We start from the raw sequence: 12,269 nt of genomic DNA on the forward strand, positions 1-12,269 counted from the left end.
CCTCGGTGTTGCTCAGTCGGGCCGGCCCTCCGCCGGGTGACTGATTGGTCATGAAAAAGGATCAGCTGATCACCCGACGTAAGGCGCTGGCCGCCGGCGCCGCCGTCCTGGGGGCGGCCGGAGTCGCGGGCACCGCCCAGGTCCTGACCGCCGACCCGGCCGCGCAACCGGTGCGGGTCCCGCCCCGCTCCGGCCCGCAGGCCACCCGCGCCGTCAAACCGTCCGCGTACCGCCTCCAGCCGATCACCGGCTACGGCCCGCCGCTCGGTGCCCCCGGCAGGACCGTCGTCCGGCACGAGCCCTTCCTGCGCATGTCCGGGCGCGGCCGCACCATGGTGCTGACCTTCGACGACGGCCCCGACCCGCTCTACACCCCCGACGTCCTGCGCATCCTGCGCGAGTACGACGTGCGCGCGACGTTCTTCGTGTGCGGCGAGATGGCCGACGACAACAAGGACCTGCTCGGAAAGATGGCCGACGACGGGCACATCGTCGGCAACCACACCTGGACGCACCCGCTGCTGACCTCGCTCTCCCGTTCCAGGATCCGCTCCGAGATCGAGCGCACCAGCAAGGTCATCAAGAACGCCTACGGCGAGTCCCCGGCCTGGTTCCGCGCGCCCTACGGGGCGTGGAACAGGGCGACGTTCCAGATCCAGGCCGACCTCGGCATGGAGCCGCTGGCCTGGACGATCGACACGAACGACTGGGCGACACCGGGCGTCCGCTCGATCGTCGGCACCGTGGAGAAGGAGGCCGCCCCCGGCGTCGTCGTCCTCTCGCACGACGCGGGCGGCAACCGCTCCCAGAGCGTGCAGGCGCTGCGCGAGTACCTGCCGCATCTGCTGGATTCCGGCTACCACCTCACGGTTCCGCGCAGGAACGGCGTCTAGGCGGAAAAGGAGAGGCCGGCCGGCGGGAGGAGGAACACATCCCGCCGGCCGGCTCTCGCACACCGGGTCGCAAAGCGTTCAGCGCGTTGCGACCATCTTCGCGAACACGACCACGTTCCCGTCGTATCCGTGCTGCTTCGAGAAACCGCCGCCGCACGTGATCACACGCAATTCCGGAGTTCCCTTGCTGTTGTACACGCGGTCACCGGGGAAGTCCTCCTTCGAGAACACCTCGATGCCGTAGATCTCGAACACGGCCGTCTTTCCGTCCTTGCGCAGGACCTCGACCTTGTTCCCCTTCTTGAGCGCCCCGAGCCCGTAGAAGACGGCGGGACCCTGCATGTTGTCGACATGGCCGACGATCACGGAGGTGCCCTTCTCGCCGGGGGCGACCGCGCCGGTGAACCAGCCGGCGAGATTCGGGTCCTCGGGCGGCGGCGCCGCGACCCAGCCGTCGGCGTCCAGGCCCACCGGCATCACCGGGGTGTCGACCCGGATGGCCGGGATCCGCACCCGGTCGACGACGGAGTAGGGCAGCGGGTCCGGCGTCTTGGCGAAGGTGCCGCCGGAGGTGCGGCTGTCGGCGGCGGCCGCGGAGGCGGGCTGCGGCGGACCCACGTCGAACTCACCGGAACCATTCCGGATGAGGGCGAGGCCGGTCAGCAGAACAAGCGCTATCACGCCCCAAGGGGCGCGCTTCCTCTGCCGCTCCTCCTCTTCGGCCAGCTCGGACGCAGACATTCGCCATCCCCTCTCGACGTGGCCGTCGCCGCGTCAGTCGCGCATATGAGCACGCTAATCGCAGCGGAGCCGCCGGGCGACGGGGCGCGGGCGAACGGGTGGCGGCACGGCTGCCTCCTGCGCCATCCGAGTTGCCATGACCAGGAATTTTCTGACGGTCCGTGACCTGCGGCAATATCCGATTGTGTGGAATTCTCTCGGCGTGTCCTCTCACCAGGACGGACCATTCTCGAAATGCGGGCGTGTGCACGGCATCTGAGGGTCTGTCTGGGAGGCGCTTTCTCGCCGATCCACCGGGGACGGTTCCCGGGGGCGTCTCCGCGGAGGATCACATGCGTACTACTCGTGCCCTGGCGGTGTCTGCCGCCGCGGTCGCCGCCGTGGGGCTCGCCGCCCCGATGGCCGCGGCGTGGAACAGTCCGAGCAACATCGTCGCCATGCCCAGCGTCATCGCCCGCGGCGGTCAGCTGACGGTGACGGTCGACGGGTGCTCGCGAGGGGGCACCATGACCTCGCCGGCGTTCCGTCAGGCCCGGCTCAGGCCCCTCGTCGGCGCCCACAACGAGACGTCCAGTGGAACGGCCACCATCAACCAGGACGCCCGCCCCGGCTCGTACGACATCACCGTCAACTGCGAGGGGACGGGCCCGCTCACCCGCCCGGCGGCCTTCACCGTCATCGGCGGCACCCGCGGTGGTCTCGGTGGCAGCAGCTCCACCGGCGCCACGCCGACCGACATGGCGATCGGCGGTGGCCTGGTGGCCGCGGCGGTCGTCGGCGGCGGGGTGTTCTGGATGCGCCGCCGGTCCGAGAAGCACATCTGACCGCTCGGTCGCGTTCCACCACAGGGACGGCCGGCGCACCCCCTCGGGGGCCGGCGGTCCGCCCCGGAGACGGCGCGCACGTGACAGCGCTTCACCCCGGACCCTCCCGACGGGTCCGGGGTGAAGCGCTGTGCCGCCCGGGCTCCGGGTCAGGACTCGTCGGACGTCGAGCGGCGCCGCACCATGTACCAGGCCGCGCCCACGGAACCGGTGATGAGGGCCGCGCCCATGCCGATCTCCTTGAGGTCGAAGCCGCCGACGCTGCCGCCGACACCCGCCCGCACCCCGCGCTGCAGGGGGACGGGGGTGGGGCTGCTGGAACGACCGCTCGCGATGGTGAGACCGGTGCTGCCGCTCGCCCCGCCGCAGGAGAACGTCACGTCGTACACCGCCCCGGGCCTGGCGTCCCAGTCGACCATGGCGGTGGCCGAGGACTGGCCCGGCGGGATCGTGACGGTGTCGAAGACACCCGAGGTGACCGTCGCGTTCCCGCGGCAGCCGCCGTCCCGCTTCAGCAGCAGCGACACCTGACCGCCGGCGGCGATGGTGGACGGCTGCACGCTGAAGGCGAACGGAGTGATGTTGTGGTCGTCCCGGTCGCCGGCGAAGGCGGCGGGCGCGGTGAAGGTCAGGGCGGTCACGCCCAGCAGTGCGGCCGAAGCGACGCGTATCGCGCGCATGGTGAGCCTCCAGGTCCCCGAGGAGCCTTGCTGCGGACCTTTTCCGCATTGCGTCAGAAATGCACCTCGATGATCGGAACGCTAGGAAAGGGCGCGTCCGTCCGCGATCCCTGTAGTGCGAACGGGTCACGTCTGTGGGCCGCACGGGGGACACGGTGCGTACGGCCGGGGGACGGACACGGCGTGTCGTCCGTCCCCCGGTGTGTGGTTCTGTCCGGCTGCCGCGTCAGCCGGGAAGGTGCGGGAACAGCGCCGTGAAGGGTTCCACGGACGCCGCGATCCCCCGGCTGTAGGGCGCGTCGAAGTCCCAGATGAGGAACAGCAGGAACGCGATCAGCGCGGAGAACAGCCCGGCGAGGATCAGCTCGCGGGGGGTACGCCTGATCTGCAGCGCGAAGATCATGCCGACGGTGACCACGGCACCGATGATCAGCCCGAACCACACCACCCCGGGCATGGTCGCCCCGGTGGAGTCGGCCCGGGCGCTGCGTGCGGCGTCGGCCGCCGTCACCTGGTCCAGGAGCGGCTGGTACGCCTGGGCCTCGAAGTCCGACTTCGGTTCGTAGTCGGTGACGTCGTGCCGGATCTGTTCGAGCAGCCGGCCGCCCTCGGCGGTCACCCGGCCGTGGTCCGTCATGGACTTCCACTCCTTGGTGACCACGTAGTCGACGTAGGCGTCGACGTCACCGCGGATGCGGTCGCGCACGTCGGGCGGGTAGACCCGGACCCGCTCGGAGATCTCGTGCAGCGCCTGGGCCTCCGCCTGCACATGGTCCTGGGCGGCCCCGCGGGCCTCCCACACGCCGGCGATCGCCAGACCCAGGACGATGGCGTACACCACGCCGATCATCATCGTCATGTACTCGATGACGTCCGGGGTCTCGCTGGGGTCCTCGTCCTCGCGCGCCCGGCGGTGCCGGACGAGCGTCACGATGAGGACCACGATGCACGCGGCCGCCATCGCGAGGGCGAGAACAAGCCAATCCGACAAGGTTTGCCTCCAGGGTCAGCGCGGGCGCAGCGCCGCGACGGCGAGCACCGCGGGCGCGGTGATGAGCAGGGTGAACGAGACCAGCGACGGGCCGCTGCGGGGCTGGTGCTTGTGCGGCGCGGGGCGGTACGCCGGATAGCTGACGGGTACGGGCGCGGGTGCGGGGCGCGCGCTCGGCGTCGGCTCGGGTTTCGGCGTGGGTCTCGGCGGCGGCACCGGGGCCGGCCGGGGCGGCACGGGCTTCGGTTTCGGCGCGGGGGGCGGTGGAGGCGGCGGGGGTGGCGGCGGCTTCGGTTTCGGCGCCGGCGCGTGGGTGGGCGGAGGGGGTGTCGGTTTGGGCGTCGGTTTCGGCTTGGGCGGGGGAGGCGGCTTCGGCGGTGGGGGCGGTGTCGGGGTGGGCGTGGGCGTCGGCGTCGGCGTCGGGGGGCACGGCGGCGGTGGGGTCGGGCACCAGGTGGTGTTCCCGACGACCGCGACCGCTCCGTCGCCCGCCACGGCCACCGCGGTCACGCCGTCTCCGCCCGAGCCGGTCGAGGCGTACGCGCACGCGTCCGCCGACGCCGTTCCGCTCGGCGCGCCGACGAGCAGCCAGCTGAGCGCCGTCACCGCCAAGACGCGTATGACGAGGGCGGATCGGGTTCGTTGGGGTCCTTGCACGACGAAGATCATGGGGTGCGTGCGACGGGGCCACGCCGGAGTGCGGGCGAATGCCCCCGAAGGAAGGACGTCCGGCATGCCACGGTTTGACGCTCCGTACGGTAAGCGGGGCCGGTGATCGCACGTACGCGCGAAGAAAGCGTCATCCGGGACACAGGCTTCCGAAAGAAAGTTCCGCCCCCCTTGAACACTCCCGCCCCTTCCGCCCGTACCTAGGGCCATGCGCGGCGCAGCAGGGCGCTGCACCACTTATGCGAACAGCGGGAGTTACCCATGAAGACCTCCTGGCGGAGCGCCTCACTCGTAGCGGCAGCTGCGGCCGTGCTGGCGCTCACGACGGCGTGCGGTCAGGAACAGGGCACCCCTACGGGCAGCCAGAACGTCGGGGCGACCGCCGCCGCTGGTGGCTACGGAACGAGCACCACGGCGGGCAACGGCTACGGCGCCGACTCCAAGGACCAGGCCGCCGCCAAGGCGGAGCCCGCGGGTCAGCTCGCCGTCACGGAGAGCACGAAGCTGGGCAAGGTGCTGACGGACGGCGCCGGAATGACGCTCTACCGCTTCGACAAGGACACCGCGGAGCCCCCGAAGTCCAGCTGTGACGGCGCCTGCGCGACCGCGTGGCCGCCGGTGCCCGCCGACGGCGCCGAGGCCGCCGCCGGTGTGGACAAGTCGCTGCTCGGCGAGGTGACGCGCGCCGACGGTACGAAGCAGCTGACGGTCGCCGGCTGGCCGATGTACCGCTTCGCCAAGGACACCAAGGCCGGGGACACCAACGGCCAGGGCGTGGGCGGCACTTGGTACGCCTCGGCCCCCAATGGCAAGAAGGCGACGCTCGCCGACCTGCCCGGCCTGTCGGTCCGCAAGGACGCGAAGCTCGGTGACGTCGTGGTCGACAAGAACGGGATGACCGTCTACCGCTTCATGAAGGACCAGGCCTGGCCCGTCTCGAAGTCGGCGTGCACGGGCGCCTGCCTGGAGAAGTGGCCGGCCGTGGCGCCGGTCGCCTCGAAGGACACCAAGGGTGTCCAGAAGAAGGGCCTGATGGGCTTCACCCGCCCGGACGGCGTGAAGCAGATGACCGTCAACTGCTGGCCGATCTACACCTTCTCCGGTGACACCGCTCCCGGCGACACCAACGGCCAGGGCGTGGGTGGCACGTGGTACGCCGTCGCCCCCGACGGCAAGCCGGTCGGCGCGGCGAAGTAACGGATCGTCCCCCGAGCGCGGGTCACCCCGCTCCGGAACGCCGCGCGACCCCGGGTCCGCCCCCTCCGCACCGCAGGGAGGGGGCGGACCCTTGCCATGACCGCGTCGCCGCGTAGGGGGAACGGCCGGACGGTGAACTGGCTTACGGTGAGCGCGAGTCGGCGTGCCGCCGCGGAACGTGAAAGGTCCGGCCGGCGGTCCGGATGTGAAAGAGTGCGGCGGCTCCTTCGGCGGGCGTGGCCACGCTTCGTGATCTCCCGGAGTCATTTGGAACGCTTCGGAGGGATTTCGCAACGGCGGTGCGTGGTGTGTTCGCGTGACGTTCGCGGACGCCAATTCGGCACTTGCCCGAGGCAGTGACCGGGAACGGACGGTCAATTTCCGTTTTGGCTCGCCCCTTTGGCGGGCGATCAGTAGCCTCTGCTCGAACACCGGATCGCCTACGCCGTCGACTACGCCTTGGAGAGATAGATGGAGCGTCCCGCCTGGGCCCCCCGCAGCATTGACATCTCAGTGCCGAGCGTGTCCCGAATGTACGACTTCTACCTGGGCGGTTCGCACAACTTCGAGGTCGACAGGGAAGCGGCCCGCAAGGCGATGGAGTTCATGCCGGGCCTCCCCAAGGTCATGCAGGCCAACCGCGCGTTCATGCGCCGCGCCGTCCGGTTCGCCGCCGGCGAGGGCATCGACCAGTTCCTCGACATCGGCTCGGGCATCCCGACGTTCGGCAACGTCCACGAGGTCGCGCAGGCCGCCCGCCCCGGCGCGCACGTCGTCTACGTCGACCACGATCCCGTTGCCGTCGCACACAGCCAGGCCGTTCTCGAGGACATCGCGAACGCGGACGTCGTCGCCGCCGACCTCCTCAAGCCGCAGGAGATCCTGGCCAGCGCGCCCGTCCAGCAGTTGATCGACCTGAAGCGGCCTGTCGCGCTGCTCCTCGTAGCCATACTTCACTTCGTGGAGGACGCGGACGACCCGTACAGTGCGGTGGCCGAACTGCGTGACGCCCTCGCGCCGGGCAGCATGCTGGTCGTCACCCACGCGGCGTTCGAGGGGATTCCGCTCCCGCAGGAGCAGGCCGAGGGCGCGGTCGGCGTCTACAAGAACATCCGCAATCCGCTGATCATGCGCACGCGCGAGGAGATCGCGCGGTTCTTCGAGGGGTACGACATGGTGGAACCCGGCCTGGTGCCGATGCCGGACTGGCGGCCGGACACGGCACCCGAGGACGAGGATCCTTACTCCTTCTCCGGGTTCGGCGGCGTGGGACGCACGGCGTGACCGCCGAGCCGGACGGACCGGAGGACAGACTGCGCCGGTTCGCGACGATCTGGAGCCGCGCGGTCTTCCCGGTCACCTCCACGTCGCTGACCCGCCCCGAGTTCGAGGTACAACTCCTGCCCCTCGCCCGCCGGTTGAGTGATGCGCTGCGGGCCAGGACCTTCGAGGCGGAGGCCGGACAGACGGTCGGCGCCGCGCTCGTCGCCGCACACTGCACCGACCCGGAGGCGCTCAGCCGGGCCCTCGACTGCGTCGACGCCTATCTGGTGCTCTACTGCGGCGAGGGCGGCCACCAGGAGACGCTGCGGAACCGGTCCGCGCGACTCCAGCACGCCATGGCCGCCGGCTACGCGCGAGCGCTGCGGGAGCGCACACTCACCGAGCAGCAGGCCATCTCCCAGGCGGCGTTGACCGCCCGCAGCGCCGTCGCCGAGGCGCTGCACGACAGCGAGGCGCGCTTCCGCGCGGTGTTCGAGGGCGCGGCGATAGGGATCGGCATCGCCGACCTCGACGGCAACATGCTCCAGGCCAACGGCGCGCTGCTGCGCATGTTCGGCGGGTCCGAGCAGACGATGCGGGGGCGCCGGGTCACCGAGTGGACGCACGCCGAGGACGCTCCCCAAGTCTGGCGTCTGTACGAAGAGCTGGTGCGCGGCGAGCGCGACCACTACCACGTCGAGAAGGCGTTCTACCGCCCCGACGGCACCGCCCTGTGGACCAACCTGACGGTTTCGCTGCTGCGGGACGCGGACGGCGAGCCGCAGTATCAGCTCGCGCTGATGGAGGACACCACCGAGCGCCGGCTGCTCAACCTGCGGCTGCGTTACGAGGCGACGCACGACGCGCTCACCGGACTCCCCAACCGCACGCTGTTCTTCGAGCGGCTGGAGAAGGCGCTGGCCGCGGGGGAGGGGCAGCGCTTCGGGCTCTGCTACCTCGACCTCGACGGCTTCAAGACCATCAACGACAGCCTCGGCCACGCGGCCGGCGACCGGCTGCTCGTCGAGGTCGCCGACCGCCTGCAGTCCTGCGCGACCGCCTCGGGCGAGATGGTCGCCCGGCTCGGCGGCGACGAGTTCGTGGCCCTGACGACGGGCCCGGACACCGAGCGCGAGGTCGAGGAGCTGGCCGGGCGCATCATGAACGCGCTCGTCACGCCGATCAGCATCGACGGCCGTGAGCTGACCGTGCGCGGCAGCATCGGCGTCGTGGAGGGCCCGGCCGGCGTGCGCGGCGCCGCCGACGTGCTGCGCAGCGCCGACATCACGATGTACCGGGCCAAGTCCGCGGGCGGCAACCGCTTCGAACTGGCCGATCCGGAGGCGGACGCCCGGGCCATCACCCGGCACGGGCTCACCACGGCGCTGCCGGCGGCCCTGGACCGGGGCGAGTTCTTCATCGAGTACCAGCCGCTGGTGCACCTCGGTGACGGCAGCGTGCGCGGCGCCGAGGCGCTGGTGCGCTGGCTGCATCCGCAGCACGGAGTGCTGAGCCCCGACCGCTTCATCCCGCTGGCCGAACACACCGGACTGATCGTGCCGCTCGGGCGCTGGGTCCTGGAGCAGTCGGTCCGCCAGGCCCGCACCTGGCAGCAGCGGCACCCCGGCGGCGGCCCGCTGCGGGTCAACGTGAACCTCTCGCCGTGCCAGTTGACCCATCCCGGCCTGGTCCAGGACACCGTCGACATCCTGGAGCGCGAGGGCCTGGACGCGCAGGCGCTCTGCCTGGAGGTCACCGAGTCCGCCCTGATCGGTGCCGACGACGATCTGCTGAAGCCACTGCGCCGGCTCGCCGAGATGGGCGTCGACATCGCGCTGGACGACTTCGGCACGGGCTACTCGAACCTGGCCAACCTGCGGCGTCTGCCGGTCAGCATCCTGAAGCTGGACCGGTCCTTCACACAGGGCATGCAGCAGTTCCCGGCCGACCCCGTCGACCTGAAGATCGTCGAAGGCATCGTGTCGCTGGCCCACAGCCTGGATCTCGCCGTCACGGTCGAGGGCGTGGAGACCGGTGCCCAGGCCGAGCAACTGCGGATACTCGGCTGCGACACGGCCCAGGGCTGGTACTACGCCCGGCCGGGCCCGCCGGAGCGGCTGCACGATCTGGCGCTGGTCGACGCGACCGGCTGAAGGCCGGGGCGCGGCGTGGTCTCCTGGAACGGAGGCCGCGCCGCGTCGCCGTGTCGGGTGTCGGCAGGACGCGTGTCCCAGGGATGGAGCTGAGAGCCATGAGCACGGAACTTCAGGGCAGGACGGCGGTCGTCACCGGGGCCAGCAAGGGCATCGGGCTCGCCGTCGCCGAGGCGCTGGCCGGAGCGGGCGCGAAGGTGGTCGCGGGGTCGCGGGGCAGATCGCCCGGCCTGGACGCGCTGGCCAAGGAGGGCGACGTCACCTGGGTGGGCGTCGACCTCGCCGAGCCCGACGCGGCCGCGCGGCTCATCGACGCCGCGGGCGGGCGGATCGACGTCCTGGTCAACAACGTGGGCTCGGCCCCGGCGCGGACCGGCGGCTTCCTGTCGGTGACCGACGACGAGTGGGCCCGTACGGTCGACCTGAACCTGCTGACCGCCGTACGGGTCACCCGTGCCGCCCTGCCGGTGATGCTCGCCGCGGGCCGGGGTTCCATCGTGACGGTCGGCTCGGTGAACGCGACCCTGCCCGACCCGCTGGTGATCGACTACAGCGCGGGCAAGGCCGCCCTGGTCGCGTTCTCCAAGGCGCTCTCCAAGGAGGTCGGTCCCCGGGGCATCCGGGTCAACACGGTGAGCCCGGGCCCGGTGGAGACCGAGCTGTGGCTGGGCGGCGGCGGAGTGGCCGCGACGGTGTCGGCCGCCGCGGGGCTCACCCCCGAGGAGGTGGTCGCCCAGGCGTCCGGCGCCACCGTGACAGGCCGCTTCTCCAAGCCGTCCGAGGTCGCCGACCTGGTGCTCTTCCTCGCCGGTGACCGCGCGGGGAACATCACCGGCAGCGACTTCCTGATCGACGGCGGGTTCATCCCGACCTGGTGACACCGGCCGCCGGTCCCGGTGACGCCGGGGCCGGAGGGTGAGGGCGTGAGGCGGTCGGGTGCGAAGACCTGGTCGCGACCCGACCGGGTGACCCGGGGGCGTGACGGCCCTCCTCCGCGGCTTCGTGCTCCGGCGCACCGCCTTCGGCCCCACCGGCTTCGTCGAGGACGTCCGCGGAGTCCTCGGCGGCCCGGGGCGCGCACACCCCGCCCGCCGACCCGGAGCGGTCAGCGCTCCAGCAGCATCCGCTGGAGTTCCCGCGCCGCCCGGGGCGCGCACACCCCGCCCGCCGACCCGGAGCGGTCAGCGCTCCAGCAGCATCCGCTGGAGTTCCCGCGCCGCCCGGGGCGGCGCCACGTCGCTGCGGTGGGCCAGCGCGATCGTCCGGTGCAGCCCCGGCCTGGCCAGCGGCGTCACCCGCAGTCCCCGTCCCGACCGGGTGGCGACCATCCGCGGCACGACGGCCACGCCGAGGCCCGCCCGGACGAAACCCAGCACGGCGTCCATCTCACCGCCCTCGACCGCGAAGTCCGGCTCGAAGCCCTCGGCGCGGCAGGCGGCGACCGTCAGGTCGCGCAGGTCGTAGCCGTGCCGGAACATCACCAGGCGCTCGCTCTCCAGATCGGCCACGCGCACCGTCCGGCGACCGTCCCCACGCCCCGGTGCCGGTGCCTCCGGCGACGACACCACCACCAGGTCCTCCCGCAGCAGCTCGACCGTGGTCAGCGCGGGGGACGGCGTCGGGAGCGGCAGCACGACCAGAGCCAGGTCCAGCGCGCCGCGCGCCAGATCCCGTACGAGGTCGTGCGAGCCGCTCTCCTCGATCTGCAGGCTGATGCCGGGATAGCGGTCGTGGAAGGCGCGCAGCACGTCCGGCAGGAGCCCCGTGCACAGGCTCGGCGTCGCGCCGAGCCGCACCCGCCCGCCGCGCAACTGGGCCAGCTCCTGCACCTCGTGCCGCGCCGTGTCCGCGTCCGCGAGGATCCGTCGGGCCAGTGGCAGCAGCGCCTCGCCCGCGTCGGTGAGCGTGATGTTGCCGCGCGCCCGCAGGAACAGGTCCGCGCCCAACTCCCGCTCCAGCGACTTGATCTGCTGCGACAGGGAAGGCTGCGCGACGTGCATCAGCTCGGCGGCCCGGGTGAAGTGCCGGGTCTCCGCGACGGCCACGAAGTACTGGAGCTGCTGGAACTGCATACCCTCACGATAGCTCGTGCCTATGGAAACGAGCTGTTCCATGTCTTGGACTGATCGGTTCCGTGCGGCCTACCGTCTTGACCCATGGCTCTGGCAACGCGGACGGACCGACGGCCGTCCATGGCGCGCACCGTGTGGGACAGCTCCGTCGGCAAGAAGACCGTGATGGCCGTCAGCGGCCTGATCATGCTGCTCTACCTGGTCGCCCACATGATCGGGAATCTCAAGATCTACTTCGGCGCGGGCGAGTTCAACCACTACGCCCACTGGCTGCGCACGATCGGCGAGCCGGTCATGCATTACGAGTGGACGCTCTGGCTCGTCCGCGTGGTGCTGGTCGTCGCCGTGGTCGCGCACGCGGTCTCCGCCTACCAGCTCAGCCGCCGTGACATCAGAGCCCGCCCCGACCGGTACGTCCACCGCAAGCCCCGGACGAGCTACGCGACCCGCACCATGCGCTGGGGCGGAATCATCCTCGGCCTGTTCATCGTCTGGCACCTGCTCGATCTGACGACCGGCACGGTGCACTCCGGCGGCTTCCAGGAGGGCCACCCGTACCAGAACGTCGTGGACACCTTCTCCACCTGGTACGGCGACGTCGTCTACATCGTCGCCATGCTCGCGCTCGGCCTGCACATCCGGCACGGCTTCTGGAGCGCCGCACAGACCCTCGGCGCCGGCAGCCGCGGCCGCGCCCTCAAAACCGTCGCCAACGTCCTCGCGCTGGTGCTCACGGCGGGTTTCCTCTCCGTACCCGTCGGTGTCATGACCGGAGTGGTGAGCTGA

Annotated in this window: 12 protein-coding genes; 7 read left to right on the top strand and 5 right to left on the bottom strand. The window is 71.4% G+C overall.

What is annotated here, in order from left to right; all coding sequences use genetic code 11:
* The first annotated feature begins 50 nt into the window (after positions 1-50).
* Positions 51-893, top strand: coding sequence for a polysaccharide deacetylase family protein (locus B0675_RS22175; protein ID WP_081220553.1), 843 nt, complete (start codon positions 51-53; stop codon positions 891-893).
* A 78-nt stretch (positions 894-971) separates the two neighbouring features.
* On the opposite strand, the gene B0675_RS22180 is transcribed toward B0675_RS22175, so the two are convergent.
* A complete protein-coding gene (locus B0675_RS22180; RefSeq protein ID WP_081220554.1) occupies positions 972-1,634 on the bottom strand; it encodes a class F sortase in 663 nt (220 codons plus the stop codon).
* A gap of 332 nt (positions 1,635-1,966) precedes the next feature.
* On the opposite strand from B0675_RS22180, the gene B0675_RS22185 reads away from it, so the two are divergent.
* On the top strand, positions 1,967-2,458 hold the full coding sequence (locus B0675_RS22185) for a hypothetical protein (RefSeq protein WP_081220555.1): 492 nt from the start codon (positions 1,967-1,969) through the stop codon (positions 2,456-2,458).
* Between the two features lie 149 nt (positions 2,459-2,607).
* Here B0675_RS22185 and B0675_RS22190 read toward each other — a convergent pair whose 3' ends face one another.
* The 3 genes from B0675_RS22190 to B0675_RS42030 form a co-directional block, all read right to left on the bottom strand.
* A complete protein-coding gene (locus B0675_RS22190; RefSeq protein WP_081220556.1) occupies positions 2,608-3,138 on the bottom strand; it encodes a hypothetical protein in 531 nt (176 codons plus the stop codon).
* A gap of 226 nt (positions 3,139-3,364) precedes the next feature.
* Complete coding sequence (locus B0675_RS22195; RefSeq protein WP_081220557.1) at positions 3,365-4,129, bottom strand: DUF4239 domain-containing protein; 765 nt, start codon at positions 4,127-4,129, stop codon at positions 3,365-3,367.
* 15 nt (positions 4,130-4,144) lie between these two features.
* The gene (locus tag B0675_RS42030; protein ID WP_241539837.1) at positions 4,145-4,366 is read right to left on the bottom strand and encodes a hypothetical protein; all 222 of its coding nucleotides are present in this window, start codon (positions 4,364-4,366) and stop codon (positions 4,145-4,147) included.
* Positions 4,367-5,059: 693 nt separating this feature from the next.
* Between B0675_RS42030 and B0675_RS22205 the strand changes: the two genes are divergently transcribed.
* The 4 genes from B0675_RS22205 (at position 5,060) to B0675_RS22220 (ending at position 10,289) form a co-directional block, all read left to right on the top strand.
* Positions 5,060-5,995, top strand: coding sequence for an SCO0930 family lipoprotein (locus B0675_RS22205; RefSeq protein WP_081220559.1), 936 nt, complete (start codon positions 5,060-5,062; stop codon positions 5,993-5,995).
* A gap of 471 nt (positions 5,996-6,466) precedes the next feature.
* Positions 6,467-7,279 carry an SAM-dependent methyltransferase gene (locus B0675_RS22210; RefSeq protein ID WP_081220560.1) on the top strand — a complete coding sequence of 271 codons (813 nt, stop codon included), beginning with the start codon at positions 6,467-6,469 and terminating at the stop codon, positions 7,277-7,279.
* Positions 7,276-9,411 carry an EAL domain-containing protein gene (locus tag B0675_RS22215; protein ID WP_081220561.1) on the top strand — a complete coding sequence of 712 codons (2,136 nt, stop codon included), beginning with the start codon at positions 7,276-7,278 and terminating at the stop codon, positions 9,409-9,411. The genes B0675_RS22210 and B0675_RS22215 overlap by 4 nt, the downstream gene beginning before the upstream one ends.
* A 98-nt stretch (positions 9,412-9,509) precedes the next feature.
* Positions 9,510-10,289, top strand: coding sequence for an oxidoreductase (locus tag B0675_RS22220; RefSeq protein WP_081220562.1), 780 nt, complete (start codon positions 9,510-9,512; stop codon positions 10,287-10,289).
* A gap of 303 nt (positions 10,290-10,592) precedes the next feature.
* Here B0675_RS22220 and B0675_RS22225 read toward each other — a convergent pair whose 3' ends face one another.
* A complete protein-coding gene (locus B0675_RS22225) occupies positions 10,593-11,483 on the bottom strand; it encodes a LysR substrate-binding domain-containing protein (protein WP_081220563.1) in 891 nt (296 codons plus the stop codon).
* A 120-nt stretch (positions 11,484-11,603) separates the two neighbouring features.
* Between B0675_RS22225 and B0675_RS22230 the strand changes: the two genes are divergently transcribed.
* A complete protein-coding gene (locus tag B0675_RS22230; protein ID WP_081220564.1) occupies positions 11,604-12,269 on the top strand; it encodes a succinate dehydrogenase in 666 nt (221 codons plus the stop codon).

Origin of the sequence: Streptomyces sp. M41(2017) (assembly GCF_002078175.1) — a bacterium.
Classification (GTDB): domain Bacteria; phylum Actinomycetota; class Actinomycetes; order Streptomycetales; family Streptomycetaceae; genus Streptomyces.

Excerpts from the sequence above, each read along its gene's own strand:
- B0675_RS22175 (WP_081220553.1), top strand. The coding sequence starts at position 51 with ATGAAAAAGGATCAGCTGATCACCCGACGTAAGGCGCTGGCCGCCGGC.
- B0675_RS22180 (WP_081220554.1), bottom strand. The coding sequence starts at position 1,634 with ATGTCTGCGTCCGAGCTGGCCGAAGAGGAGGAGCGGCAGAGGAAGCGC.
- B0675_RS22185 (WP_081220555.1), top strand. The coding sequence starts at position 1,967 with ATGCGTACTACTCGTGCCCTGGCGGTGTCTGCCGCCGCGGTCGCCGCC.
- B0675_RS22190 (WP_081220556.1), bottom strand. The coding sequence starts at position 3,138 with ATGCGCGCGATACGCGTCGCTTCGGCCGCACTGCTGGGCGTGACCGCC.
- B0675_RS22205 (WP_081220559.1), top strand. The coding sequence starts at position 5,060 with ATGAAGACCTCCTGGCGGAGCGCCTCACTCGTAGCGGCAGCTGCGGCC.
- B0675_RS22210 (WP_081220560.1), top strand. The coding sequence starts at position 6,467 with ATGGAGCGTCCCGCCTGGGCCCCCCGCAGCATTGACATCTCAGTGCCG.
- B0675_RS22220 (WP_081220562.1), top strand. The coding sequence starts at position 9,510 with ATGAGCACGGAACTTCAGGGCAGGACGGCGGTCGTCACCGGGGCCAGC.
- B0675_RS22225 (WP_081220563.1), bottom strand. The coding sequence starts at position 11,483 with ATGCAGTTCCAGCAGCTCCAGTACTTCGTGGCCGTCGCGGAGACCCGG.
- B0675_RS22230 (WP_081220564.1), top strand. The coding sequence starts at position 11,604 with ATGGCGCGCACCGTGTGGGACAGCTCCGTCGGCAAGAAGACCGTGATG.